We start from the raw sequence: 26,316 nt of genomic DNA on the forward strand, positions 1-26,316 counted from the left end.
GCCCCCGGCGCATCAGGACGGTGTCCGCAGCACGTAGCCCACGCCGCGCACGGTGTGGATCAGCCGGGGCGCGCCGCCGGCCTCGGTCTTGCGGCGCAGGTACATGATGTACACGTCGAGCGAGTTGGACGACGGCTCGAAGTCGAAGCCCCACACGTCGCTGAGGATCTGCTCGCGGGTGAGCACCTGGCGGGGGTGGGCGAGGAACAGCTCCAGCAGCAGGTATTCGGTGCGGGTCAACTCCAGCGGGCGGCCGTCCCGGGTGACCTCGCGGGTGGTGGTGTCCATGCGCAGGCCCCCGTAGGCGAGGGCGCCGTCGGGTTCCGCGTCCGGCATCTGCCGGGCGCCGCGCCGCAGCAGGGCGCGGACCCTGGCGAACAGCTCGTCCAGCTCGAACGGCTTGACCAGGTAGTCGTCGGCGCCCGCGTCCAGGCCGGACACGCGGTCGCCGACGGCGTCGCGTGCGGTGAGCATGAGCACGGGCACGTGGTTCCCCGCGGCACGCAGGCGCCGGCAGGCGGTCAGGCCGTCGACGCGCGGCATCATGACGTCGAGCAGCACCAGGTCGTACGGCTCGCGCGCGAGGGTGTCCAGCGCGCCGGCACCGTCCTCGGCGAGGCCGATCTCGTAGCCCTCGAACTCCAGGCTGCTCTGCAGGGCCTCGCGGAGCGCGGGTTCGTCGTCGACCACGAGGAGGCGGGCCGCGTCCTTGTCTCCTGATGTGCTCACCGGCCCACGGTAACCGGACTGTCTGAGAACCCGGTTAACCGCCGTCCGCCCTTCCTGAGAACCTCGTTAACCAGGCCCATCCACCTCACGGGAGGGGCCGAGGGTCCAGAGGCGCGGTGGTCACGAGGGCCGGTGGTACGAGAGCCGGTGATCACGAGGGCCGGTCGTCAGGGGGGCCGGAGGTCAGGAGGTTCTGCCCAGGACGGCCATGGCCGCGTTGTGGCCGGGGATGCCGCTCACGCCGCCGCCGCGCCGCGCGCCCGCCCCGCAGAGCAGGATCCGCTGGTGCTCGGTCTCCACGCCCCACCGGCCGATCTCGGACGGATCCTCGGCGTACGGCCAGGTCAGGTCCTGGTGGAAGATGTGCCCGCCGGGGAGACCGGCCTCGTTCTCCAGGTCCACGGGCGTCTTGGCCTCCAGGCACAGGGAGCCGTCGGGGGCCCGCAGGAGGCAGTCCTCGATGGGCTCGGCCAGCACGCTGTTGACGGACGCGAGCGTGGCCGCCAGCGCCTCACTCCTCGCCTTATCCGGATTTTTCCGGAAAAGGCGGGCTGGCATGTGCAGGCCGAAGAGGGTCATCGTCTGCGCCCCCGCCGCGCGGAGCCCGGGCCCGAGGATCGAGGGGTCGGTCAGGGAGTGGCAGTACACCTCGGCCGGCGGCAGCTCGGGGATCAGCCCGGCGGCGGCCTGCGCGTACGCCACCGCGAGTTGCTCCCGGCCCTCGTTGATGTGGAAGGTCCCGCTGAACGCCTCCACCGGTCCCGCCGACGCGTCCTTCAGGCGCGGCAGCCGCGCGAGCACCATGTTCACCTTGAGCTGGGCCCCCTCGGGCGGCTCCTGCGCCCGTCCGAGGAGCCGGGCCATGATCGAGGGAGGGGTGTTGACCAGCACGTGCCCGCCGGTGACGGTGTGCTCGGCGCCCTCGGCGTCGCGGAACACGACCTCACCTCCCGGGTCGGCCGACAGCACCTCCATCCCGGTGTGGATCTCGGCCCCGCCCTTCCCGGCCGCGCGGGCGAGCGCGCCGCTGACCGCGCCCATGCCGCCGACCGGCACGTTCCAGTCCCCCGTCCCGTCGCCGACGACGTGGTAGAGGAAGCAGCGGTTGGCGAGCAGGTCCTTGCCGGGGTCGGCGAAGGTGCCGATCAGCGCGTCCGTCAGCACCACGCCCCGCACGGTGTCGTCGGCGAAGCGCTCGTCGACCACCTCGCCGATCGGCCGCTCGAACAGGTCGCGCCACGTCTCGCCGTCGGCCACCACCTCGTCGCGCACCTCCGCGCGGCCGCGCAGGGGCTCCAGCAGCGTGGGAGCGATCCGCCGGGCCAGGCGGGCCGTCATCCCGTAGAACCGCTGCCAGGCGGCGAGGTCACCGGGCCCGCCGGTCACCTGGGCGAAGGAGGCGGCGGTCCTGGCCGCGTCGGCGTTGTCGACGAGCAGCCCGGTGGCCCCGACGGGGGTGTAGGAGGCGTAGCGGCGGCGGCGCAGGTCCAGCTCCAGCCCGAGGTCGGAGACGACCTTGCCCGGCAGGAGGCTGACCAGGTAGGAGTAGCGGGAGACACGGGCGTCGACTCCGGGGAACGCCTGGGCGGAGACGGCGAGCCCGCCCACGTACGGCTGCCGTTCCAGCACCAGCACGCGGCGCCCCGCGCGGGCCAGGTAGGCGGCGGCGACCAGGCCGTTGTGCCCGGCGCCCGCGATGACGGCGTCGTAATGAGAAGAACGAGAACCCGGCATGACCAAGTCTCCTAACCCGGACAGTACGGTGAGACGGCACGTCAGGGGAACAATCCCCCTGGAGCGTACAGACGGAGAGGACCGAGAGCGAGCATGCAGATGAAGGGCCCCGGCGAGGCGATCATCCAGCCGTCCCAGGAAGTCACCGAGGCCCTGGCCTGCGGGAAGCCCGTGGTGGCACTCGAGACCACGATCATCTCGCACGGGCTGCCGCAGCCGCGCAACCTCCAGGTCGCGATCGAGCTCGAAGGGCTCGTCCGGGAGGCCGGCGCCGTGCCGGCGACCATCGCCGTCCTCGACGGGGTGGCCAGGGTCGGCCTGGACAAGGGCATGCTGGAACGGGTCGCCACCGAGCCGGGACTGCGCAAACTGGGCTTCCGCGACCTGCCCGCCGCCGCCGCGCTCGCGGCGAGCGGCGCCACGACCGTCTCGGCCACGGCGTTCCTCGCCGCGCGCGCCGGGATCCGGGTGTTCGCCACGGGCGGCCTCGGCGGCGTCCACCGCGGCTGGACCGACGACCAGGACGAGTCCGCCGACCTGGACATGCTGTCCAGGACCAGGATCACCGTGGTCTGCGCGGGCGTGAAGTCGATCCTGGACGTGCCCGCGACCCTGCAGCGGCTGGAGACGCGCGGCGTGAGCGTGGCCGGCTACCGCACCGGCACCTTCCCCGGCTTCTACCTGCACAGTTCCGGCCTGCCCGTCGACTGGCGGCTGGAGTCCCCCGAGCAGGCCGCCGCCGTCATGCGGGCGCAGGACGGCCTGGGCGGCCCGGAGACGGCGCTGATCGTGGCCAACCCGGTCCCGGTGGCCGAGCAGCTCGACCCCGGCCTGCACGACCGCGTGCTCGCCGAGGCGCTGGACGCCGCCGGCCGCGAGGGCGTCACCGGCCAGGCCATCACCCCGTTCCTGCTCGGATACCTCGTCGAGGGCACCGGGGGCGCCTCTCTGGAGGCCAACCTGGCCGCCGTGCGCGGCAACACCCGCCTGGCCGGGCGCATCGCGGCCGCATGGGCCGCGCCGGCGCTGGAGGGCTGAGTTGGGCGGCCTGCTGGTCGTCGGCGACGCCGTCACCGACGTGGTGGCGCTGCACGCGGTGCCGGTCGCGACCGGCACCGACACCGCCGCCGACATCGTCGTACGGCCGGGCGGCTCGGGGGCCAACACCGCGTCCTGGGCCGCCCACCTGGGCGCGGACACGCGCATCCTGACCCGCGTCGGGTACGACACCGGACCGTGGCACATCGCCGAGCTGCGCGGCGCGGGGGTGCGCCCGCACATCCGGGTGGACCCGGCGCACCCGACCGCCGTCGTGATCGCGATGGTCGACGGGAGCGGCGAGCGCTCGATGCTGACCAACCGGGGCGCGGGCGGGCGCATCGGCCCTGACGACTGGGACGAGTCGCTCCTGGACGGGGTGAGCCACCTGCACGTCTCGGGGTACACGCTGTTCGCCGAGCCCGGCCTGGAACTGGTCCGCCTGGCCGTGCGCGCCGCGCTCGCCCGGGATGTGCGCGTCAGCGTGGACCCGGCGTCCACCGGTTTCCTGCGCGAGTTCGGGCCCGAGCGGTTCCTGCGCGAGACGGCGGCGGCGTCGGTCGTCATCCCCAACCGGGACGAGGCGCTGCTGCTCACCGGGGAGCGCGACGTGAGCGCGGCCGCGGCGGCGCTCAGCGCACACTACGGGACGGCCGCGGTGAAGCTCGGCGCCGCCGGCGCGCTCCTCGCCGTGGGCGGCCGGATCGTGTGCCGGGCGCCCGCCGCCGACGCGCGCGCGGTCGACTCGACGGGCGCGGGGGACGCCTTCGCCGCCGGATTTCTCAGCGCGCTGATCGCGGGCCTGTCGCCGGCATCGTCGCTGGATGCGGGCTGTTCGGCGGGCGCCGCGGCGGTCACGCGGCTCGGCGGGCGGCCGGGGTCGGCAAGGGGTGTCCACTCGGTTACCGGACCCGCGAACGACGAGCCGCTATGTTCTCCCTAGATGGCGCTAATTGATAGCCTCCGGCGTAAGCTGCACCATTAGCAACATGCGTCACACTCGGGAGGATGCGGTCAGCCGATGGACGCCGATTCAATGATCTGTCTGAGCGATATGGTCCCCGCTCTGCGCTGGAGCCGTCCTCAGCAGATCGCCGAAGTGCTCGCCGACCCCCGGCTCCCCGGAGGCTGGTGGGCGTCGGTCGCCCTCAGTCGCGCTCTCGGCACAACCGGTGTCGAGTGGCTGTGCGACCGTCTCTCCCGGCTGGCCGTCAGCCGCTGGGACCACCTGGCGCTCATGGACGTGCTCCCGGCCCTCCAGGTGCACGTGGTGGACCCCGGGCTGCCCAGCCTGCCCGAGCCGGCGCGCTCGGCGATCAGCGGGATGGGCGGCTGGCAGCATCTCGGCCGGCTCTCCCCCGCCGACCTGCGGCTCCCGACCGTCCCCGCGTCCGCCGAAGTGATCATCACGGCCGTCTTCCGTGAGATCCTCGGCCGGCTCCCCGCGGTCTCCCCCCAGGTCCCCCCGCCCCTGCCCGCGCAGCAACCCGCCGCCTCGCAGGTCACCGCCACGCCTCCCGTGCCGCGGACCGGGCAGCCGACCGGCCCGCACCCCGCGCAGCCCACCGGCCCGCACCCCGCTCAGCCGACGGGCCCGCACCGTGCGATGCCCACCGGACCGCACCGCGCCCAGCCGACCGGGCCCTTCCACGCCCAGCCCGCCGGCGTGGGCATCCCCCCGATGAACGGCGCGCCGCCCGCGCCTGAGCCGTACCGCGAGACGCCGCCGCCCGCCGTCCCCGCGACCCCGCCCCCGCCGCCGGTCTCCGACAACCCGCTCGTCAGGCTCGTCGACGCGGTGTTCCGCGAGTGGACGCCGCTGGAGCGGGCCGTCGCCATCGAGCGCCTGTTCGCCGAGGAGCCCATCAGCCTGCGCACCCTGGCCCACGAGCTGCACGTCGACCGTGACGTCCTGTCGCAGGCGCAGCGCGCGGCCGAGGAACGGGTGCTCCGGTGGCTGAAGTCCCCCGAGTCCACCGCGGTGACCGGCCACCTGTTCCGGCTCACCGAGTGGCTCGGCGTCGCGGCCACCGAGGACCAGCTGATCGGCGCCGACCCCGCGCACCCCATCCAGGTGCCCTCGCTCGGCACGCCGCTGTGGCGCGTGCTGGTGGCGCTCATGCCCGACCGCCGCCTCCAGGACGGCTGGCTGGTCGTCGGCGACCTCACCCGGCTGCGCGAGCGCACGGCGCAACTGCTGGGCGACAAGACCTCGGGCGAGGACGCCGCGGAACTGCTGGCGCAGGTCGGCATCCGCGCCCACTCGGCCCAGTCGTGGATCGACGCCCTGCCCCGCGCCATGTCCCGCTCGGCGGAAGCCCCGGCCACCAACGGCTTCACCCCGCTCCCCCGCCGCACGCCCGGGGCCAACGGCCACCAGATGCGCGGCGGGCTGCCGGTGCCGTCCGTGGCGGAGAACCTGCCCGACGCGCAGACGGCGCTGGCCGCGCTCACCGCCCTGTCCGGCCCGCCGCGCCCCCACCTGGTGCCGGAACCGCGAGCCGCGACGCACGCGCCGCCGCTGCCCAGCCCCACCTCCGACCCGCGGCGCTGGCAGCGCATCGACGTCACCAGCGAGCACCTGCGCGGCGAGCCCGTCGCCGTGCCCGAGGGGTACGCCACCCAGCTCGGCATGCGCCCGGGGACGCTGCTGTCGGTCACCGGGCCAGGGGACAACGCGGTCGTCCTGGTCTGGCGCGACCGCCAGCCGGTCTTCGACTCCCTGCAGCCCGTCCTCATGCGCCTCAACGCCCGCCCCGGCGACTCCATCTACGTCACCGTGGACGGCTACCGCCTGGACGCCCAGCTCACCTGACCCCGCGCCTCCTTTACCCTCCGCCTCCCTGGACGACGCCTCCCTGACGCCTGAGCCCTCGCGGCCCCGCACTCCGGGCGGGACTCATCCTCGGGTGGGACGGGCGAAGGGTTCTTGGGTGGGAGTGCGGAGGGGCGAAGGCGTGAGAGGCTGGGCGGGTGCGGATCGCGGTGCTCGGGTCGTTCGAGGTTCGTGACGACGACGGCACGGCGCTCGACGTCAGCGGCCCCCGGCTACGGCGGCTGCTCGCCGCGCTGGCCCTGCCGGCGGGACGCGCCGTCGCCACCGCGTCCCTGATCGACGACGTCTGGGGCGACGACCCGCCCGCCGGGGCGCTTCGCGCGCTCCAGTCCCTGGTCTCACGGCTTCGCCAGGTCGTCCCGGTCGCGGTGGAGGCCCTCCCGTACGGTTACCGCATGGCGGGCACCGTGACCGACGTCCGCGAGTTCGAACGGTCGGGCGAGGCGGGCCGGCACGCCTGGCGCCTGGGCGACGCCGAGACCACGATCCGCGAGCTGACGACGGCGCTGCGGCTGTGGCGCGGCGTCCCCTTCACCGGCCTCGGTCCCGGCTTCGCCCCCGCGACGGCCGCGCGCCTGACCGACCTCCACCTGTCGGCGACCGAGGACCTCCTCGACGCCAGGCTGACCACCCTCGAACAGGGCCTCACCACATCCGGACGCGCGCGGAACACCCTTCTCGACCACTCGGCCGACCTCCCTTCCGGCCACGCCGGGGACGGTCCGGGGGGTGCGGGCGACACTTCAGGGCGCGCTGGGGACGGCTCGGGGTGCGCGGGGGACGTCGCCGCGGAGGTGGCGGCGCTGGTCGCCGCGCATCCGCTGCGGGAACGGCTGCACGGTCTGCGCATGCGCGCCCTGCGCGCGGCCGGGCGGCCCGCCGAGGCGCTGGAGGCCTTCGAGCACGCCCGCGCGACCCTGGCCGACCGGCTCGGCGCCGACCCCTCACCCGCGCTCCGTGCCCTGCATCTGGACCTGCTGCGCGACCCCGGCCCCGAGGAGCGGGGACCGGGCCGCGCCCCGGGCAACCTGCGTGCGCCCCTGACGTCCTTCGTCGGGCGGGACGCGGAACTCGCCCAGGTCGGCGACCTGCTCGCGACCTCCCGCCTGGTGACGCTGGCGGGCCCCGGCGGGGTCGGCAAGACGCGCCTGGCCACGGAGGCGGCGGCCGCATGGGCGCACCGGACCGGCGAGGGCGCCTGGCTCGTCGAGCTCGCCGGCGTCCGCGACCCGCTGGAGATCACCGGCGCGGTCCTCACCGCGCTCGGCGTCCGCGAGGCGGGGGGTGACGGCGGGCGGCTGGTGGGGGCGCTGCGGGACCGGCGGCTGCTGGTGGTGCTGGACAACTGCGAGCACCTGATCGACGCCTGCGCGCGCATCGCCGAGGACGTCCTGGGCGAGTGCCCGGGGGTCCGCGTGCTCGCGACCTCCAGGGAACCGCTGTCGATCGCGGGCGAGTCGATCGTCGGCGTCGGCCGGCTGGCCGTGCCGCCTCCGGGATACCGGCCCGGTGACGCCTCGTCGTACCCCGCGATCCGCCTGTTCGCCGACCGTGCGGCGCTCGCCCGCCCCGGGTTCACCATCGCGCGCGACGACGAGGCCGCCGTCGTCGAGATCTGCCGCCGCCTGGACGGGCTGCCTCTCGCGATCGAACTGGCCTGCGCGCGGCTGCGCAGCCTTCCGGTGACCGAGATCCGCGACCGGCTGGGGGACCGGTTCCGGTTGCTGACCGGCGGCAGCCGTACCGTTCTGCCCCGCCACCAGACCCTGGAGGCCGTCGTCGCCTGGAGCTGGGACCTGCTGACGGGCCCCGAGCGGCGGCTGGCCCGCCGTCTCGCGGTCTTCACGGGCGGCGCGACCGTCGAGTCCGCCGAGGCCGTGTGCGCCGACGACGAGGCGCGAACGGGACATGCGGTCGAGAGGCGGACCGGAGCCACGGACGAAGGACGGGCGGGAAACGGGGAGGAAGGACGGGCGGGAGACGGGGAGGAACCGGGAGCGCGAAGCGGAGGCGCGGATCGGGAGGAGGTGCGGGTCGGGGAGGTGCTCGATCTGTTGCGGGTGCTGGTGGACAAGTCGCTGGTCGAGCTGGTCGAGGTGCCCGGTGCCCCGGCCCGCTACCGGATGCTGGACACCATCCGCGACTTCACCGCCGCCCGCCTCGTCCGCGCGGGCGAGTCCGGCCGGGTGCGGCAGGCTCACGCGTACCACTTCCTCGCGGGGGCGGAGGCCGCCGACCTGGCCCTGCGCGGCCCCGACCAGCTCCGCCACCTCGCCTGGCTCACCCGCGAGCACGACAACCTGACGACCGCGCTGCGGTGGGCGGTGGACGACGCCGACGCCGAGGCGGCCGGGCGGCTGTGCACGGCGCTCGGCTGGTTCTGGGTGCTGCGCGGCGACCACGCCGAGGCCGCGACCTGGCTCGAGGAGTCCCTCGCCCTCGACAGGAGACCGGCCGGCCGCGACCACGCCGGACCAGGGGAACGAACCCGTGACTCCCTCCGGCCTGGCCCGGAGAAGCCCGGCCCCGTCCAGCCCGAGGCCCGCGAGCCACGCCGACCCGGCGCCGCGGCGGGTGGCGGGGTGGCGGGGCGGGTGGTGGCGGGGGCGCAGGTGTTCGCGGCGATGCATCACTCGGCGACCCACCGGCCTGAGCTGAGCGTGCGGGCGTCGGAGGAGGCGCAGCGGCTGGCCGATGCGGGAACGCCGCCGGACCACCCGGTCGCCGTCGTGTTCTGGCCGGTGATGAAGCTGCTGCCACGGTACGAGCTCGGCGCGGCCCTGGAGGGTCTGTCCGCCCTGGCCGACCATCCCGATCCGTGGGTGTCGGCGGCGGCCGTGCTGCTCGGCGGCCTGTCGCGGGAGAACTCCGGCGACGCCGCCGGGGCGCTCGTGAGCCTGGAGGACGCGCGGAAGCGGTTCCTCGACATCGGCGACCGCTGGGGCGTGGCGACGGCGACCGGGTCGCTCGGCTACATCCGCAGCCTCGCGGGCGACCACGCGGGGGCGATCGCGGCGATGGCCGAGGCGAGGGGGCTGGCCGAGGTCCTGGGCGCCGAGGACGACGTCGCGGTGATGCTGGCCGAGCAGGGGGTGGAGCGCATGCGGTCCGGCGATCTGGCGGGTGCCCGCGCCGACCTCACCCGCTCGTTGAGCGTCGGCCGGTCGCGCGGTTCCCGTACGACGATGGCCTTCGTCGAGAGCGCGCTCGGCGAGCTGGCCATGGCGAGCGGCGACCTCCCGCAGGCCGGGGACCTGCTCGATCGCGCCCTCGAAAAGGTCGGCGTCCTCGGCGGCCTCCCCCCGAGGGTCCGCGCCCTCACCCTCCTGCGCCGGGCCCGCCTCTCCCTCCTCGCCGACCCCGCGTACGGCCCCGCGTCGGTGTACCTGCGGGAGGCGGTGGAGCTGGCGCGGCGGAGCGGGGATCGGCCGATCGTGGCGCGGGCGGCCGAGACGCTGGCCGAGGCGGCGCTGGCCGGGGGCCGGCCGGTGGAGGCGGGCCGGATGCTGGGGCTGGCCGAGGTGCTCCGGGGCATGCCCGACCACGGCAGCCCGGAGGTGCGGAAGATGGAGGCCGGGGGACGCGCGGCGGCGGCCGAGGCGTTCACCGCCGCCCGCGCGTCCGCCGCCGCGCTGTCCCCCGACGCGGCGCTCGCCGCGCTCCTGGACGGTCAGGAACGCCTGCGGTAGGCCAGCACGGCGAGCGGGGCGAAGACGGCCACGATGGCGGCCGTCCAGAGAAGGGACACCAGCACCGCGTTCCCCGTCGGCGTGCCGAGCATCAGGCCCCTGGCCGCGTCCGACAACCGGGTGACCGGATTGACCCGTACCCAGACCTGGAGCCAGCCGGGCAGCTTCGCCGCAGGGACGAAGACGTTGCTGCCGAAGGTCAGCGGGAGGATGAGGACGAAACCGAAGCCGCCGATGCTCTCGGGCGAGCGGGCGAGCAGGCCGATGAGGACCGACACCCAGCCCATGGCCATGGAGAACAGCAGGACCAGCAGGCAGGCGAGCGCCACGTCGCCGGCTTCCCCGTGCGTGCGGAACCCGAGGATCGCGCCCACGATGAACACCACCGTCAGCGACAGCGCGTTCCGCACGAGATCGCTGAGGACGCGCCCGACCAGCGGCGCCGACCGCGCGATCGGCAGGCTGCGCAGCCGGTCGAACACGCCGGTGCGCACGTCGGAGTTGACGGCGATGGCGGAGTTCATCGACGCGAAGACGGCGGTCTGGACGGCGACGCCGGGCAGGACGTACTGCAGGTAGGTGTGCCAGTCCCCCGCGACCGCGGTGCCGAACAGGAACGTGAACAGCACGACGAACGAGATCGGCATCAGCGTGAGGTCGAGGAGCTGGTCGGGCGAATGCCTGATCTTCAGCAGCCCCCGCCACGCCAGCGTCAGCCCCGCCCCGGCGGGTCCCCGCCGGAAGGCCACCCCGCGAGGGTGGCCCGCGGCGCCCACGCCGGTCACGCGGCGGCTCCTTCACGGGCGTCGTGGCCGGTCAGGGCGAGGAACACCTCGTCAAGGGTGGCCAGGCGCAGCGCGATCTCGGTGATCGCGATGTCCTCGGCGGCGGCCCTGCGCAGCACCTCGTCCAGGGCCTCGCGGCCGTCCACGGTGGCGTCGACCGGCAGGGACACCAGCTCCCCCGAGCGGGTGGGCGCGGAGCCCGCCACGCCGGCCAGGACGCGTTCCAGGTCGGCGAGCCGGCCGGGGTCGGTCACCCGCACGTCCAGGGTCCGGCCGCCGGCCGCCCTCTTCAGCTCGGCGGGGGTGCCCACGGAGATCACGCGGCCGTGGTCGAGCACGGCGATCCTTCCGGCCAGCCGGTCGGCCTCCTCCAGGTACTGGGTGGTCAGCAGGACCGTCGTGCCCTCGTCCACCAGTGCCCTGACGAGGTCCCAGACCGCGCCGCGCGAGCGCGGGTCGAGGCCGGAGGTCGGCTCGTCCAGGAAGAGCACGCGCGGGCGGCCGATGAGGCTGGCGGCCAGGTCGAGGCGGCGGCGCATGCCGCCGGAGTAGGTCTTGGCCGTGCGCCCGGCCGCGCCCGTGAGGTCGAACCGTTCGAGCAGTTCGCCCGCCCGCCGCCGGGCCTCGGCCCGGGGCAGCCCGAGCAGCCGGGCGACCATCGTGAGGTTCTCCCGGCCGGTCAGGTCCTCGTCCACGGCCGCGTACTGCCCGGTGAGGCCGATCAGGTCGCGGACCTCGCGTGGGCTGCGCGCGAGGTCGTGGCCGCCGATCCGCACGGTCCCGGCGTCGGGGCGCAGCAGCGTGGCGAGGATGCGCACCACGGTGGTCTTGCCCGCGCCGTTCGGGCCGAGCAGCCCGAACACCGAACCGGCGGGCACCGACAGGTCGACGCCGTCGAGGGCGACCGTCTTCCCGTATCGTTTTCGCAGGCCTTCGGCCTGGATCTGGTATGCCGTCATACGGCGCACTCTCCACCAGGCCGCTCATATCTCGCTCACACGGCGCTCACCGGCCGGCGGGCGGGCCTGAGGGGACGGTGAGCCGCGAGGTCAGCGGTCTGGTTTGAGGACCTTGCGGTAGTAGGTCCCTGAGGACTCGTATTCGAGGGCCTGGTAGAACTCCTGGGCGCGCCGGGTGGCCAGCGCGATGTACCCGGCGTCGCGGGTGTGCGCCCAGGCGCCGAACTCCTCCAGGAGCCGCCGCCCGAGCCCGCGCCGGCGGAAGCCGTGCTGGGTCATCGCCTCCTCGACCCAGGCGACGTGCCCGTTGGCGAACAGCGTGAGGTGCACGAACCCGAGGAGGTACCCGCGCACGACCCCGTCCACGACGGCGACCAGGATCAGGGCGTCCGGATTCTCCAGCAGGCGGGGGAAGGCCGCGTCGAACGCCGCCCTCTGGGGGCGGAAGGAGAGCGCGAACTCGCGCGCCAGTGCGAAGATCTCCTCGATGTCGTGCTCTTCAGCCCTTCTCACAAGGAGATCTTCGGAAGTCATGAAAGGGACTTTAGGGAGTGGAGGGCACGTTCGTCCATTCGGCGTCCGCAGGGATCACAAAGGGTGGTCGGAGAAACAGGCCAGGCCCCCGAGCTGGGTGACGAGCTCGAGCTGGTCGTAGTAGATGCGATGGCTGAGGATCAGCCGCTCCTCCACGATCGAGACGCTGCAGGCGCCGATGGCGATCGGGCGGCCGGTCGCCTCCAGAATGCCCCCTCCGGGCACCAGAAACGGTCCCTTGTGGGTGCCGGTGATCGTGAACTCCGCCACCAGGGTGTCCTCGGAGCCGGTCACCGACTGGGGGGTCACGATCGTGTCCGGGAACGCTTGCATGAACTGGCCGTAATAGGAGGCGATCTCCTCTTTGTCTTCGGCGATGCCATCGGGGGAGACCAGGACGGGCCGCTCGGTGAAGCACTGCGCCAGCGCCTCGAGATCATGGCTGTTGTACGCGTCTTTCAGGCGGTCGACGGCCCGTCGGGCATCGGACATCTGGTGGACCCTTCTCACGACGAGAACGGCGAGCGGACCAAGCACGCGATGGCCGACTCACCGAGCCGGCCCGTGCCTCGTCCACTTTTCACGATAGCGCAGGTCATCGGGGTCGTTCATCGGCCGCCGACGGCCACGCGAGCGCTGCTCGCCTAAGCGGGCATACCCAGCTGGCGGGCGATCAGCATGCGCTGGACCTCGCTGGTGCCCTCGCCGATCTCCAGGATCTTGGCGTCCCGGTAGAAGCGGCCCACCGGGTACTCGTTCATGAACCCGTAGCCGCCGAAGATCTGGGTGGCGTCGCGGGCGTTGTCCATCGCCGCGTCCGAGCCCACCAGCTTGGCGATGGCCGCCTCCTTCTTGAACGGCTCGCCCGCGAGCATCTTCTCGGCCGCGTGGTAGTAGGCCAGGCGCGCGGTGTGGGCGCGGACCTCCATGTCAGCGACCTTGAACTGGATGGCCTGGTAACGCCCGATCGGCCGGCCGAACGCCTTGCGCTCCTGGACGTAGCGCAGGCACTCGTCCACGCAGCCCTGGGCGAGCCCGACCGACAGGGCGGCGATGGCCACGCGGCCCTCGTCCAGGGTCTGCAGGAACTGCGCGTACCCCCGTCCCCGCCGGCCGAGCAGGTTGGCCTCGGGCACCCGGCAGTCGGCGAACGCCAGCTCCCGCGTGTCCGAGGCCGACCAGCCGACCTTGGAGTACTTTTTTGAGACCGTGAACCCGGGCGTCCCCGAGGGCACCAGGACGGTGGAGATCTCCGGTTTGCCGCCTTCGCGGCGCCCGGTGATGGCGGCCACCGCGACGAAACCGGTGAGGTCGGTGCCCGAGTTGGTGATGAACGCCTTGGAACCGTTGATCACCCAGTGCCCGCCGTCCAGCTCGGCCGTGGTCCGCATGCCGCCGGGCACGTCGGAGCCGCCACCCGGCTCGGTCAGGCCGAAGGCGCCCAGCGTCTCGCCGGTGGCCAGCCGGGGCAGCCATTCGGCCTTCTGCTCGGCCGAGCCGAACCGCAGCACCGGCATCGCGCCGAGGGACACCGCGGCCTCAAGGGTGATCGCCACCGAGGAGTCGACGCGGGCCAGCTCCTCCAGGGCCAGGCACAGGGCGAAGTAGTCGCCGCCCATGCCGCCGTGCTCCTCGGGGATCGGCAGCCCGAACAGCCCCATGCGCCCCATCTGGGCGACGATGTCGTAGGGGAACGCGCAGCGCTCGTAGAAGTCGCCGATCACCGGCGCGACCACGTCCCGCGAGAACTCCTCGACGGTCTTGCGCAACGCCTCGTACTCGTCGTTGAGCCGGTGCATGCTCACTCCTCCTCGACGGCCGGGGGTACCTCGGCCGGGACCTGGGTGACGTTCCTACGGCCGGGGGACTCCGCGGCGAGTGCCTGGACGACGCGGGACGGGCTCGGGCGGCCCAGCTCCCCGGCCAGCCAGACGCTGGTGGCGACGAGCGATTCGAGGTCGACGCCGGTCTCGACGCCGAGCCCGGACAACATCCAGACCAGGTCCTCGGTGGCCAGGTTGCCGGTCGCGCTCTTGGCGAACGGGCAGCCGCCGATGCCCCCGGTCGAGGCGTCGACGACGGTCACCCCGGCCCGCAGGGCGCTGAGGGTGTTGGCCAGGGCCTGGCCGTAGGTGTCGTGGAAGTGCACGGCGAGCCGCTCGGGGCCGACGCCGGCCTCGGCGAACGCCGCCAGCAGGGCCGTGACGTGCCCGGGGGTGCCGACCCCGATGGTGTCGCCGAGGGAGAGCTGGGAGCAGCCGAGGTCCAGGAGCCGCCGTCCGTGCCGGACGACCTGCTCCACCGGCACCGGCCCCTCCCAGGGGTCGCCGAAGCACATCGACAGGTACGCCCGCACGTCCAGCCCGTTCTCCAGGGCGCGCGCGACGACCGGGGTGAACATCTCGATCGAGCCGTCCACGCTGCGGTTGAGGTTGCGGCGGGCGAACGTCTCTGTGGCGCTGCCGAAGATCGCGATGTCGGTGACGCCGTGGTCCAGGGCGCGGTCCAGGCCGCGCTCGTTGGGGACCAGCACCGGGTAGCGGACGCCCGGCACCCGTTCCATCCGCGTCAGCAGTTCCTCGGCGTCGGCGAGCTGGGGCACCCATTTCGGGTGCACGAAGCTGGTGGCCTCGATGGTGGTCAGCCCCGCCTCGGCGAGCCGGGCGAGGAACTCGGCCTTGACGCCGGCGGGGACGATCGCCGACTCGTTCTGCAGGCCGTCCCTGGGCCCGACCTCGTAGATCGTCACCCGGTCCGGCAGCCCGTCCATCGGGACCTCGAAAGGTGTGCGCATCATGACCCTCCCGTGACCGTGGCCGCGCCGGTGCCGCCCTCGGGAGCCGGTTCGGCGGGGGACTCGCCGGCCTCGTCGTGGACGACGGCGAGTACGGCGTCCATGTCCACCGGCTGCCCCGCGCGCACCGGCAGTTCGGCCACCAGGCCGTCCGAGGGCGCGGTGACGGTGTGCTCCATCTTCATCGCCTCGACGATCAGCAACGGCTGGCCCTCGGTGACCCGCTCCCCCACGACGACCTTGACCAGCAGGACGGTGCCCGGCATCGGGCTGCGGACCACCCCGTCGCCGGCCCGCCCGGCCCCGGCCCGGTCGCCCCGGTCGCCGGGCTCGTGCGGGGTGACCGCCCAGGTGCGCCCGTCCCTGCCGAGCCACACCGTCCCGCCCGAAACGGCGCAGGCGAAGCGCGAGGTCAGCCCGTCGAGCGTCACGAGCGCGTCGCCCCGTCCTGTCAGGGCGTCCGGGCCGCCGGCCAGCCGGGCCGAGGCCGGGGTGGCGCCGTCCACGGCCACCGACGCCGCCCGCCGGGGAAGGCCGCGCACCCGCACCTCGGCGGTCTCGTCCCGGGCCGACAGCGGCCAGGTGGTCCAGGCGGGCTCGCCGAGCCGCCACCCGTCCGGCACGTCCCAGGGGTCGTCGCCGGCGGTTCCGGCGAGCCGGTCCTGCAGGATCAGCGCCGCCGCCGAGACGACGTCGGCGGGCAGCCCGCCGGGGCCGTAGGCGCCGTCGAGCAGCGCGCCGAGGCGCCGCTCGATCAGGCCGGTGCCGAGGTCGCCCGCGACCACGCCGGGGTCGGCGAGCAGGGCGCGCAGGAACGCGATGTTGGTGGTCACCCCGAGGACGGTGGTCGCGCGCAGGGCCGCGTCCAGCCGCCGCAGCGCGGTCCCCCGGTCCGGGCCCCAGGCGATCACCTTGGACAGCATGGGGTCGTAGTCGCTGCCGACGACCGTGCCCTCCTGGATCCCGGAGTCGACCCGCACCCCCGGCTCGCCCTCGGGTTCGGCCAGGGACAGCACCCGCCCGCCGGTGGGCAGGAAGTCCCGCGAGGGGTCCTCGGCGTACACGCGGGCCTCGACGGCGTGCCCGTCCATCCGGACGTCGTCCTGGGTCAGCGGCAGCCGCTCCCCCGCCGCGACGCGGAGCTGGAGCTCCACCAGGTCCAGGCCGGTGACCATCTCGGTCACGGGGTGCTCGACCTGGAGCCGGGTGTTCATCTCGATGAAGAAGGCGGGGTGCCCCGGCTGGTCGCCGGAGACGATGAACTCGACGGTCCCGGCGCCGACGTACCCGACCGCCCGCGCGGCCCTGACCGCGTCGGCCCCCATGCGGCTCCGCATGGCGTCGTCGACCAGCGGCGACGGCGCCTCCTCGATGATCTTCTGGTGGCGGCGCTGGAGGCTGCACTCGCGTTCGCCAAGGTGGACGACGTTGCCGTGCGCGTCGGCCAGCACCTGGATCTCGATGTGCCGGGGGTCGGCGACGTACCGCTCGATCAGCAGGGTGGCGTCCCCGAACGCGGCCTGCGCCGTGCGGCGGGCCGACTCGACGGCCTCGGGCAGCTCCTCGGGCGAGCGCGCCACGAGCATGCCCTTGCCGCCGCCGCCCGCCGACGGCTTGACCAGCACGGGGAATCCGACGCGCCGGGCCGCCTCGGCGAGGTCGTCGGCGGGCTCGGCGCCGCCGGGGACGACGGGGACGCCCGCCGCCGCGACCGTCTCCTTGGCGCGGATCTTGTCGCCCATCGCCTCGACGGCCTCGGGCGGGGGTCCGACGAAGACCAGGCCCTCCTGTTGGCAGCGCCGCGCGAACGCGGTGTTCTCGGCCAGGAACCCGTATCCGGGGTGGACGGCCAGCGCCCCGGTCGCCTTGGCGGCCGCGACGACCCCTTCGGCGTCCAGGTAGCCGCCGGGCAGCCGCACGGCGGCGTCGGCGGCGCGTACGTGCCGGGCGCCGGCGTCCGCGTCGCTGTACACGGCGACGGACCGGACGCCGAGCCGGCGCAGGGTCCTGATGACCCGGAGCGCGATCTCGCCCCGGTTGGCGACAAGAACGGTGTCGAACATGGTCACATCCGGAAGACGCCGTAGCCGATGGGGTCGAGGGGGGCGTTGGCCGCTGCCGAGAGGGCCAGCCCCAGTACCGTGCGGGTGTCGAGCGGGTCGATCACGCCGTCGTCCCACAGCCGGGCGGTGGAGTAGTACGGGCTGCCCTGCTCCTCGTACCGCTCGCGGATCGCGCGCTTGAACTCCATGTCGTCGCCCGCGTCCCCGGGGCGTACGGTGGCCAGGACGTTGGCCGCCTGCTCCCCGCCCATGACCGAGATGCGGGCGTTCGGCCACATCCACAGGAAGCGCGGGGAGTACGCCCGGCCGGCCATCGCGTAGTTGCCCGCGCCGAAGGACCCGCCCAGGACCACGGTGAGCTTCGGCACCCGGGCGCAGGAGACGGCCGTGACCATCTTGGCGCCGTGCTTGGCGATGCCCCCGGCCTCGTAGGCGCGGCCCACCATGAACCCGCTGATGTTCTGCAGGAAGACCAGCGGGATCCTGCGCTGGTCGCACAGCTCGATGAAGTGGGCGCCCTTGAGCGCGGACTCGCTGAACAGGATGCCGTTGTTGGCGACGATCCCCACGGGATGCCCGTGGACGTGGGCGAAACCGGTCACCAGCGTGGGGCCGTACTCGGCCTTGAACTCCAGGAACCGGCTGCCGTCGGCGATCCGCCCGATGACCTCCCGCACGTCGTAGGGGGTGCGGGTGTCGGCGGGCACGATCCCGTACAGGTCGCGGGGGTCGTGCAGCGGCTCCTCGGGCCGGGCCCGCTCCCAGGGGAGGGGGGCGCGGGGGGCCAGGGTCGCGACGATGTCGCGGACGATGGACAGCGCGTGGGCGTCGTCGTCGGCGAGGTGGTCGGTCACCCCGCTGACCCGGGCGTGGACGTCGCCGCCGCCGAGCTCCTCGGCGGTGACCTCCTCGCCGGTGGCGGCCTTCACCAGCGGCGGGCCGCCCAGGAAGATCGTGCCCTGGTTCCTGACGATGACCGCCTCGTCGCTCATGGCCGGTACGTACGCGCCGCCCGCCGTGCAGGAGCCGAGCACGGCGGCGATCTGCGGGACTCCCTGGCGCGACATGGTGGCCTGGTTGTAGAAGATGCGGCCGAAGTGCTCGCGGTCGGGGAAGACCTCGTCCTGCAGCGGCAGGAAGGCGCCGCCGGAGTCGACCAGGTAGACGCACGGCAGGTGGTTGTGGAGGGCCACCTCCTGGGCGCGCAGGTGCTTCTTGACCGTGAGCGGGTAGTAGGTGCCGCCCTTGACGGTGGCGTCGTTGGCGACGATCACGCATTCCCTGCCGCTGACCCGGCCGACGCCGGTGATGATCCCGGCGGCGGGCGCCTCGTCCCCGTACAGGCCGGTGGCGGCCAGGGGGGAGAGCTCCAGGAAGCGGGAGCCGGGGTCGAGCAGGGTGCCGACGCGGTCGCGGGGCAGGAGCTTGCCGCGCTCGACGTGCCGGACGCGCGACCGCTCGGGGCCGCCGAGGGACGCGACCGCCAGCCGTTCGCGCAGGTCGGCGGCCAGGCGCTCGTTGACCTCGGCGTTGCGCTTGAACTCCTCGCCGGACGGGCTCACCAGCGTCCGGAGCACAGGGGCCATGACGCCCACCTCCCAGCGGTTAACGTTCGCTAACACTGGCCTGGATGTTAGTCATCATTAACTGATTCGTCTACCATTGCCGGTCATGACCGTTGTGCGGACTCCTACCCGCGTTCCGAGCCCTCGCCGCAGGGAGATCCTGGACGCGGCGGCCACGTTGTTCGCGGCCCGGGGTTTCCACGGCGTGTCGATCGAGGAGATCGGCGGCGCGGTCGGCATCTCGGGGCCGGCGCTCTACCGCCATTTCACCGGCAAGGAGTCCCTGCTGGCCGAGATGCTCCTGGACATCAGCGAGCGGCTGCGCACCTCGGCGGTGGAACGCGCCACCCGGGCCCCTGACGGGGCCAGAGCCCTGGACGCGCTCATCGCCGGGCAGATCGACTTCGCCCTCGACCACCCCGCGCTGATCACCGTGCACGACCGCGAGCTCGGCAACGTCCCCGAGCCGGCCCGCCGGCAGATCCGCCGGCTCCAGCGGCTGTACGTCGAGGAGTGGGTCACGGTGCTGACCGAGCTGTACCCGGGGGCGCGGCCGCCGGTGCTGCGGGCCGCCACCCACGCGGTGTTCGGGTTGCTGAACTCCACCCCGCACAGCGCCGGTGAGCTGCCCCGGGACGCCATGGCGGAGCTGCTGCACGGCATGGCCCGCGTCGCGCTCGCCAGTGTGGTTAACGAGCGCTAACCCCGCGCCACCCTCCCGTACGACCCCCGGCCCGGCCGCCGGGACCGTCACGGCCGTCCTCGTCGCCACTGCCACCCCCGCCGCCGCCGTAAGTATGCCCACAAGTCCGTACTTCGCCTTGTTCTAAGGACTATCTAGATATATCGTCAACATATCTCCACAGCGGTGGACCCAGCCCCGTATCGGGGCATTCCTCCCGTCCGGGGATGATGGAACCGCGCACGCTCTGGGACGACCAGGAGGCGTTCGGCCAGGGAAGAGGGACAGTGACGACAAGCGAGGCGCCCGCCGTCGCCGTACGGGGGCTGAAGAAGAGCTACGGCACCGTCGAGGCCGTGAAGGGCGTCGACTTCGAGGTCCGCCCGGGTGAGGTGTTCGGCTTCCTCGGGCCCAACGGGGCGGGGAAGACGACCACCATCAGCATGCTGTGCACCCTGATCAAGCCCACAGGGGGTTCGGCGCGGGTCGCCGGGCACGACGTGGTCAAGGAACGGGACGAGGTCCGGCGCAACATCGGCCTGGTGTTCCAGGACCCCACCCTGGACGGCTACCTGTCGGCCGAGCAGAACCTCCGCTTCCACGCGGAGCTGTACGCCGTGCCGAAGGAGCTGGTCGCCGGGCGCATCAAGCAGGTCCTGGAGATGGTCGCGCTCTGGGACCGCAAGGACGCCAAGGTCATGACGTTCTCCGGCGGCATGAAGCGCCGCCTGGAGATCGCCCGGGGGCTGCTGCACTCGCCGAGGGTGCTGTTCCTGGACGAGCCCACGGTCGGCCTGGACCCGCAGACCCGGTCGGCCATCTGGGGGTACATCGACAAGCTGCGGCACTCCGAGGACATCACGATCTTCATGACGACGCACTACATGGAGGAGGCGGAGTACTGCGACCGGATCGCCATCATCGACCACGGCGAGATCGTGGTCGTCGACTCCCCCGAGGCGCTGAAGGCCGGCATCGGCAAGGACCGCGTGCAGATCCAGACCGCCGACGACCAGACGGCCATCGCCGCGCTGCGGGAGCGCTTCGAGCTCGACGCGGCCGTCCGCGAGGGCCTGGTGACCTTCGCCGTCCCCTCAGGGGAGCAGTTCGTGCCCCGGCTGTTCGCCGAGCTGGGGGTGCCGATCCGCTCGGTCAGCGTGTCCCGCCCGTCGCTCGACGACGTGTTCATGAACTACACCGGCTCGACCATCCGCGACGCCGAGGGCGAGAGCGCCGGGGCGACGTGGATGCGCGCCATGGCAAGGAGGTAGGACGATGACGGCAGACGTCACCTCGCCCGGGGTCGTCCGGGTGCTCGTCCCAGGGCGCAGCGTCCGGCACGACCTGCGGGCGGTCAAGATCGTGCTTCATCGCGAGCTGCTGCGGTTCGTCAACGACCGCACCCGCATGTTCTCCACCCTGATCCAGCCCGTGTTGTGGCTGTTCGTGATGGGCACCGGCCTCAGCACCCTGATCTCGCTGGGCCCGGGCCAGGGCGTGGACTTCCGCACGTTCATCTACCCGGGCGTCATCGCCATGACGGTGATCACGACGGCGATGTTCTCGGCGGGGTCGATCGTGTGGGACCGCGAGTTCGGGTTCCTGCGGGAGATGCTGGTCGCGCCGGTCAGCCGGGCCGCGATCGTGATCGGGAAGTGCCTGGGCGGCGGCATCGTGGCGACCGCGCAGGGCGTCATCATCCTTGCCCTCGCGGGGTTCGTGCACGTACCCTACTCCCCGACGCTGATCCTCACCCTGCTCGGCGAGATGTTCCTCGCCTCGGTGACGATCACCGCGTTCGGCGTGAGCCTGGCCGCACGGATGAAGACCATGCAGAGCTTTTTCGGGATCATGCAGATGGCGATCATGCCGATGATCTTCCTTTCCGGGGCGATGTTCCCCCTGGCCAACCTGCCCGGGTGGCTGGCGTTCCTGACGAAGATCAACCCGCTGACGTACGCGGTCGACCCGATGCGCCACGCGGTCTTCTCCCACCTGTCGGTGAGCCCTCGGGTCGTCGAGGCGCTCAACCCCGGGGTGCACTGGTTCGGCTGGCACGTCCCGATCCTCGCCGAGCTGGGCATCGTCGCCCTCATGGGCCTCGGCCTGCTCGGCGTCGCCATCGCCCAGTTCCGCCGAACGGACTGACGAGCCGGACGCCTTCACGGGGCCGGCGTACGCCGAGGGGCCGTGCCGGGGGATCGACTCTCCCCGGCACGGCCCCCTCAGTGTCCTGGCGTCAGATCAGCGAGCCACCGGGGACCACCGGTGCCTGCTGGACCATGGCCTGGGCCGGCTGTGCCGTCCCCAGCCTGTGCGGTCCGCCACCCGGTCCACCCGGTCCACCCGGGCCACCGGGGCCACCGGGCCTCGGGCCGGGGCCGATCGGTCCCGGAATCGGACCGCCACCGGGCGGCCAGTTCGGGGGGTGGTGCGGGTACGGAGGGTGCGGCGGGTGGTAGGGCGGGTACGGCGGGTATTGGGGCGGGTACGGCGGGTAGCCGTACGGATACGGGTACGGCGGGCGCGGCCCCGGGTACGGATAGGTGTACGGGTAGCTGTACGGCGGGTAGGTCATGCGGACGCAGGTGTACTGCGGGCACGGCTGGGTGAAGCACTGCTTGGGTGAGTAGACGCATCGGTAGCCGGGCGGACACAGCACCCCGGCGCACCCGTATGGCGCGCAGGCGGGCTTGGGCGCCGCCACCTCCTGCGTCACCGCGGGCACACGTGCCGGAGCGGCCTGCCCCGTATCGGCCGAGGCGACCGGTCCGGAGAACGAGACCCCGGCCAGGAAGGCCGCGGCGACCAGCAATTTACGGATCATCTTGTTGAATCCCCCGAATTCCCTTGATCCGGCAGAATCCACAGGAACCCCCGTGGACTCGGCGATTCTCCCCATGTGCGGAAAGTGACAGATCTTGAGAGATCTTCCCATTCACGCAGGCCGGGAGGGCGGAGGGCACGGCATGGCCACGGCCACGAAACGGTAAGAACAGCGGCGGCCCGCGGGACGAATCCCGCGGGCCGCTGGTCAGATGCCCTGAATTGGGCGCCTTTGAATTACTTCTTCACCTTCACGTAGTCGCTCCGGCTGGCCGAGGATTCGGCCTCGGAGTTCCCCTTGAAGCGGATCTTCCAGTATCCGGAGTTCCAGTCCTTGACCTGCGTCCAGAACCTCCCGGAACCGTTGGTGGTGACCGTCTTGACGTACTCCCACTTCGTGTGGTGCGCGCGCTTGAAGTAGAGCGCCACCTTCTGGTGGTCGTACGCGACCCAGTGGTCGCCGTCCCAGATCTGCAGCTTGCCCCGGTTCTTGACGTACTTGCCGTACTTCACCGGCTCGGGATAGCTGTTGAACTTGATGATCCGCGTGTCGGCGGGCGCCGGGGGCTCCTTGACCTGCACGTAGACCGCGCGGCTGCTGGAACCCTTGACCCCCCTGGCACCGTCGAACTCGGCCCGGTACCAGCCGGACCGCCCGGCCTCGGCGTCGATCCAGAAGCGGCCGTGGGAGTCGGTGCGGTCGTAGGCCACGAACTGCCAGGAGCCCGAACCGTCGGGCTTGAACAGCAGGTCGACCTTACGCCCGCCGAAGCCCTGCCATCCGTGCGAGGTGGCCACTTCCAGCCGCCCGCGCGCGGTCAGCTTGTCGCCCTCGTCGGCGGGGTTCGGCGACACGCCGAAGCCGGTGATCCGGCTGGCGGTGGTCCTGCGGCGCACGTCGACCTGGTCGCTGTCGCTGACCGAGCCATGGGCCGAGGCCGACCCGTCGTACTCGGCCCGCCACCAGCCGGTGCGCTCGGCCTTGACGCCGGTGGAGAAGCGGCCCTTCCAGTCGGTGTAGTCGTAGGCGACCCGGTGGTAGCCGGAGTCCCCCTCCCCGCGGAACGCGAGGTACACCTTCTGCTTGGCGTACGGCTTCCAGCCGCCGGTCCCGTTGACCAGCAGCCGGCCCCTGAGGCTGAGCGTGTCACCGCTGTCGACGGGCTCGGGCGAGGCGCTGAATCCGGCGAGGTCGGTCTCCCAGACCTGCTTGACCTGGAACTCCTTGCTCGCGTCGCCGGTGCCGACCACGCTGGTCGCCTTGGCGGTGACCTTCCAGGTGCCGGGCGCGTCCGACCGGCCGAAGGTGCGCGAGCCTTCCCACTTCTGCTTGCCCCCGCTGGGGTCGCCGACCTTCTTGGCCTCAAGGTCGATCGTGGAGCCGTTGGGACGCTTGAGCGTGATGCCGGCGGTGGTGGCGCCGTCCGAGACGAAGCCGAAGGTGACGGCCTTGCCGTCCTTGTTCTCGACGACGACCGGGCTGGAGCTCACCTCCACCGAGGAGACTCCGGGGGCCTTGTGTGCCCCTGCCGCCGCCGACGCGGGCGAGGCCACCAGGGCTAATGCCCCGGCGCCCATCGCCATCGCCACGACGACGGCATGGATGCGTTTGAACACGGGTGTCCGTCCTTCCCGTTCTGTTTAAACGCGGCTTGAGGGTGCCACGTCATTCATAAGTAGTAGACGGCTGTTTCATGACGATGGTTGAACCGTCTGACAAACCGTCATTAATTTCAGTCAAACGGAACGATCCACTCGGACACCAAGGCAGACTCGGCAAGCCAGGGGACGCGGCCCGGTCGCGAGCGACATAATCGGCATCGTGGCCCGCGACGCAGTAGAGACGCACTTCACCGAGTCGGTCGCCGCGCTCTCCCCGGGAGTACGCCGCGATCCCGGCCTGCCCGTACGACCGGGCACGACCCTGACCGGCGCCCGGTGCCGCGAGCTGTTCGAGATCCAGCTCGCCAGCCGGCTGCTCGACATCGCCGCCCGGTGGCTGCGCGAACAGGGCGAGGGCTTCTACACGATCGGCTCGGCCGGGCACGAGGGCAACGCCGCGGTCGGCGCGGCCGTCCGCCCCACCGACCCCGCGCTCCTGCACTACCGCTCCGGGGCCTTCTACCTCACCCGGTCCGCGCAGGCCGGCCGGCTCGCCGAGGAGGGGCTGCGCGACGTGCTGCTCGGCCTCGCCGCCGCGGCCGAGGAGCCCATCTCCGGCGGGCGCCACAAGGTCTTCGGCCACCCCGACCTCGCGATCATCCCGCAGACCTCCACCATCGCCAGCCACCTCCCCCGCGCCGTCGGCGTCGCCTTCGCCATCGAGCGGGCGCGCAAGCTCGGCGTCCCCGGCGCCGTCTGGCCGGCGGACTCGATCGCGGTGTGCGGCTTCGGCGACGCCTCGGTCAACCACGCCAGCGCCCTGACCGGGTTCAACACCGCCGCCTACTGCGCCTACCAGGGGTTGCCGCTGCCGCTGCTGTTCGTCTGCGAGGACAACGGCATCGGCATCAGCGTGCGCACGCCCCCGGGGTGGATCGAGGCCGCGGGCCACCCGCTCATCCCGCGCTTCCAGGCCGACGGCTGCGACCTCCCCGAAGCCTACGACGTGGCCCGCGAGGCGGTCGAGCACGTCCGCACCCGCAGGTCACCCGCCTTCCTGCACCTGCGCACCGTCCGCCTGATGGGCCACGCCGGCTCCGACGTCGAGCCCGCCTACCGCGCCCCGCGCGAGATCGCGGCCGACCTCGCCCGCGACCCGCTGCTCGCCACGGCCAAGCTGCTCGTCGACGCCGGGCTGACCGACCCCGAGGAGCTGCTCGGGCGCTACGAGACGATCCGCGAGCACGTGCTGAAGCTGGCGCTGGAGTCCACCCGGCGGCCCCGCCTGCGGTCGGCCGAGGAGGTCATGGAGCCCCTGGCCCCGCGCCGTCCCGCGCAGGTGGCGGGGCAGGTCACCCGCCAGGCCACCGACCGGGTCAAGCTGTTCGGCGAGACCCCGCCCGAGCGGGAAGGGCCGCTCACCCTCGCCCAGGCGATCAACCGCACGCTCTGCGACATCCTGGGCGCCCACCCCGAGGCCATGCTCTTCGGGGAGGACGTGGCGCGCAAGGGCGGCGTGTACGGCGTCACCCGGGGGCTGCTGCGGCGCTTCGGCGCCGGGCGGGTGTTCGACACCCTGCTCGACGAGCAGGCCCTGCTCGGGCTGGCCCTCGGCTCGGCGGCCTCGGGGCTGCTGCCGATCCCCGAGATCCAGTACCTGGCCTACCTGCACAACGCCCTGGACCAGCTCCGCGGCGAGGCCGCCACCCTGCGGTTCTTCTCCAAGGGCGCCTACCGCAACCCGATGGTCGTCCGCGTCGCCTCCTACGCCTACCAGAAGGGCTTCGGCGGCCACTTCCACAACGACAACTCCGTGGCCGCCCTGCGCGACATCCCCGGGCTGGTCATCGCCTCCCCCGCCCGGCCCGACGACGCCGCCGCCATGCTGCGCACCTGCGTCGCCGCCGCCAGGACCGACGGCGAGGTGTGCGTGTTCCTGGAGCCGATCGCGCTCTACCACACCCGCGACCTGCTGGACGAGGGCGACAACGGCTGGCTCACCCCGTACGCGCCCCCCTCGCGGTGGGCGGAGACGCATGTGCCGATCGGGCGGGGCCGCGCGTACGGCGACGGCCGCGACCTGACCATCGTCACCTTCGGCAACGGGCTGCGCATGAGCCTGCGTGCCGCGATCCGGCTCACCTCCGAGGGGCACGGCTGCCGCGTCCTCGACCTGCGCTGGCTGTCCCCGCTCCCGGTGGACGACCTGCTGCGCGCGGCCGAGCTGACCGGCAAGGTGCTGGTCGCCGACGAGACCCGGGGCACCGGAGGGGTGTCGGAAGGCGTGATCGCGGCGCTCGCCGACGGCGGGTTCACCGGCCGGGTCGCCCGGGTCACCTCCAGGGACAGCTTCATCCCGCTGGGCGACGCCGCCGCCCACGTCCTGCTCTCGGAGTCCCACATCGAGGAGGCCGCCCGCAAGCTCCTGCGGGCGTGACGGCGCCCGGCCGTCCGCGCGGAGTCACTGCCGGTCGCGGCCT

General features: G+C 73.0%; 20 protein-coding genes. 8 read left to right on the plus strand and 12 right to left on the minus strand.

Features of this window, described 5'->3' with window-relative positions; all coding sequences use genetic code 11:
• Positions 1-12 precede the first annotated feature (12 nt).
• Together NYZ98_RS13555 and NYZ98_RS13560 are read right to left on the minus strand one after the other, a co-directional pair.
• On the minus strand, positions 13-729 hold the full coding sequence (locus NYZ98_RS13555) for a response regulator transcription factor (RefSeq protein WP_262843089.1): 717 nt from the start codon (positions 727-729) through the stop codon (positions 13-15).
• A 183-nt stretch (positions 730-912) separates the two neighbouring features.
• On the minus strand, positions 913-2,463 hold the full coding sequence (locus NYZ98_RS13560; protein ID WP_262843090.1) for a phytoene desaturase family protein: 1,551 nt from the start codon (positions 2,461-2,463) through the stop codon (positions 913-915).
• A gap of 93 nt (positions 2,464-2,556) precedes the next feature.
• Between NYZ98_RS13560 and NYZ98_RS13565 the strand changes: the two genes are divergently transcribed.
• The 4 genes from NYZ98_RS13565 to NYZ98_RS13580 all read left to right on the plus strand — a co-directional run bounded on the left by NYZ98_RS13565 (position 2,557) and on the right by NYZ98_RS13580 (position 10,026).
• Entirely contained in the window at positions 2,557-3,501 is a 945-nt protein-coding gene (locus NYZ98_RS13565; RefSeq protein WP_262843091.1) for a pseudouridine-5'-phosphate glycosidase, read from the plus strand.
• A 1-nt stretch (position 3,502) separates the two neighbouring features.
• Positions 3,503-4,444, plus strand: a complete 942-nt coding sequence (locus tag NYZ98_RS13570) for a carbohydrate kinase family protein (protein ID WP_262843092.1) — start codon at positions 3,503-3,505, stop codon at positions 4,442-4,444.
• Positions 4,445-4,522: 78 nt separating this feature from the next.
• Positions 4,523-6,316 (plus strand): hypothetical protein, encoded by a 1,794-nt coding sequence (locus NYZ98_RS13575; RefSeq protein ID WP_262843093.1) that lies wholly within the window; start codon positions 4,523-4,525, stop codon positions 6,314-6,316.
• Positions 6,317-6,474: 158 nt separating this feature from the next.
• Entirely contained in the window at positions 6,475-10,026 is a 3,552-nt protein-coding gene (locus tag NYZ98_RS13580; protein WP_262843094.1) for an AfsR/SARP family transcriptional regulator, read from the plus strand.
• Here NYZ98_RS13580 and NYZ98_RS13585 read toward each other — a convergent pair.
• The 8 genes from NYZ98_RS13585 to NYZ98_RS13620 all read right to left on the minus strand — a co-directional run bounded on the left by NYZ98_RS13585 (position 10,008) and on the right by NYZ98_RS13620 (position 18,738).
• Positions 10,008-10,811, minus strand: coding sequence for an ABC transporter permease (locus tag NYZ98_RS13585; protein WP_262843095.1), 804 nt, complete (start codon positions 10,809-10,811; stop codon positions 10,008-10,010). The genes NYZ98_RS13580 and NYZ98_RS13585 overlap by 19 nt on opposite strands.
• A complete protein-coding gene (locus NYZ98_RS13590; RefSeq protein ID WP_262843096.1) occupies positions 10,808-11,770 on the minus strand; it encodes an ATP-binding cassette domain-containing protein in 963 nt (320 codons plus the stop codon). The genes NYZ98_RS13585 and NYZ98_RS13590 overlap by 4 nt, the downstream gene beginning before the upstream one ends.
• Before the next feature lie 90 nt (positions 11,771-11,860).
• Entirely contained in the window at positions 11,861-12,283 is a 423-nt protein-coding gene (locus NYZ98_RS13595; RefSeq protein ID WP_262843097.1) for a GNAT family N-acetyltransferase, read from the minus strand.
• A 75-nt stretch (positions 12,284-12,358) separates the two neighbouring features.
• On the minus strand, positions 12,359-12,796 hold the full coding sequence (locus NYZ98_RS13600; protein ID WP_262843098.1) for an ester cyclase: 438 nt from the start codon (positions 12,794-12,796) through the stop codon (positions 12,359-12,361).
• Between the two features lie 152 nt (positions 12,797-12,948).
• Positions 12,949-14,103 (minus strand): acyl-CoA dehydrogenase family protein, encoded by a 1,155-nt coding sequence (locus tag NYZ98_RS13605; protein ID WP_380706340.1) that lies wholly within the window; start codon positions 14,101-14,103, stop codon positions 12,949-12,951.
• Between the two features lie 2 nt (positions 14,104-14,105).
• On the minus strand, positions 14,106-15,101 hold the full coding sequence (locus tag NYZ98_RS13610) for a hydroxymethylglutaryl-CoA lyase (protein WP_262843100.1): 996 nt from the start codon (positions 15,099-15,101) through the stop codon (positions 14,106-14,108).
• Complete coding sequence (locus tag NYZ98_RS13615) at positions 15,098-17,161, minus strand: ATP-binding protein (protein WP_262843101.1); 2,064 nt, start codon at positions 17,159-17,161, stop codon at positions 15,098-15,100. The genes NYZ98_RS13610 and NYZ98_RS13615 overlap by 4 nt, the downstream gene beginning before the upstream one ends.
• 2 nt (positions 17,162-17,163) lie before the next feature.
• Positions 17,164-18,738, minus strand: coding sequence for a carboxyl transferase domain-containing protein (locus NYZ98_RS13620; RefSeq protein ID WP_456115250.1), 1,575 nt, complete (start codon positions 18,736-18,738; stop codon positions 17,164-17,166).
• Between the two features lie 94 nt (positions 18,739-18,832).
• Here NYZ98_RS13620 and NYZ98_RS13625 point away from each other — a divergent pair, with 94 nt between their 5' ends.
• The 3 genes from NYZ98_RS13625 (at position 18,833) to NYZ98_RS13635 (ending at position 21,556) form a co-directional block, all read left to right on the plus strand.
• Entirely contained in the window at positions 18,833-19,429 is a 597-nt protein-coding gene (locus NYZ98_RS13625) for an SACE_7040 family transcriptional regulator (RefSeq protein ID WP_262843103.1), read from the plus strand.
• 266 nt (positions 19,430-19,695) lie between these two features.
• Positions 19,696-20,679: an ATP-binding cassette domain-containing protein gene (locus NYZ98_RS13630; protein WP_262843104.1), complete on the plus strand. Its 984-nt coding sequence runs from the start codon at positions 19,696-19,698 to the stop codon at positions 20,677-20,679.
• Positions 20,680-20,683: 4 nt separating this feature from the next.
• Positions 20,684-21,556: an ABC transporter permease gene (locus NYZ98_RS13635; protein ID WP_262843105.1), complete on the plus strand. Its 873-nt coding sequence runs from the start codon at positions 20,684-20,686 to the stop codon at positions 21,554-21,556.
• Between the two features lie 91 nt (positions 21,557-21,647).
• Here NYZ98_RS13635 and NYZ98_RS13640 read toward each other — a convergent pair whose 3' ends face one another.
• Both NYZ98_RS13640 and NYZ98_RS13645 read right to left on the minus strand, forming a co-directional pair.
• Entirely contained in the window at positions 21,648-22,235 is a 588-nt protein-coding gene (locus NYZ98_RS13640) for a hypothetical protein (protein WP_262843106.1), read from the minus strand.
• Between the two features lie 236 nt (positions 22,236-22,471).
• Complete coding sequence (locus NYZ98_RS13645; protein ID WP_262843107.1) at positions 22,472-23,851, minus strand: hypothetical protein; 1,380 nt, start codon at positions 23,849-23,851, stop codon at positions 22,472-22,474.
• 205 nt (positions 23,852-24,056) lie between these two features.
• Here NYZ98_RS13645 and NYZ98_RS13650 point away from each other — a divergent pair, with 205 nt between their 5' ends.
• Positions 24,057-26,273 (plus strand): thiamine pyrophosphate-dependent enzyme, encoded by a 2,217-nt coding sequence (locus NYZ98_RS13650; protein ID WP_262843108.1) that lies wholly within the window; start codon positions 24,057-24,059, stop codon positions 26,271-26,273.
• The last annotated feature ends 43 nt before the right edge of the window (positions 26,274-26,316 follow it).

The sequence above is a fragment of the Sphaerisporangium corydalis genome (assembly GCF_025506355.1).
GTDB lineage: Bacteria > Actinomycetota > Actinomycetes > Streptosporangiales > Streptosporangiaceae > Sphaerisporangium > Sphaerisporangium corydalis.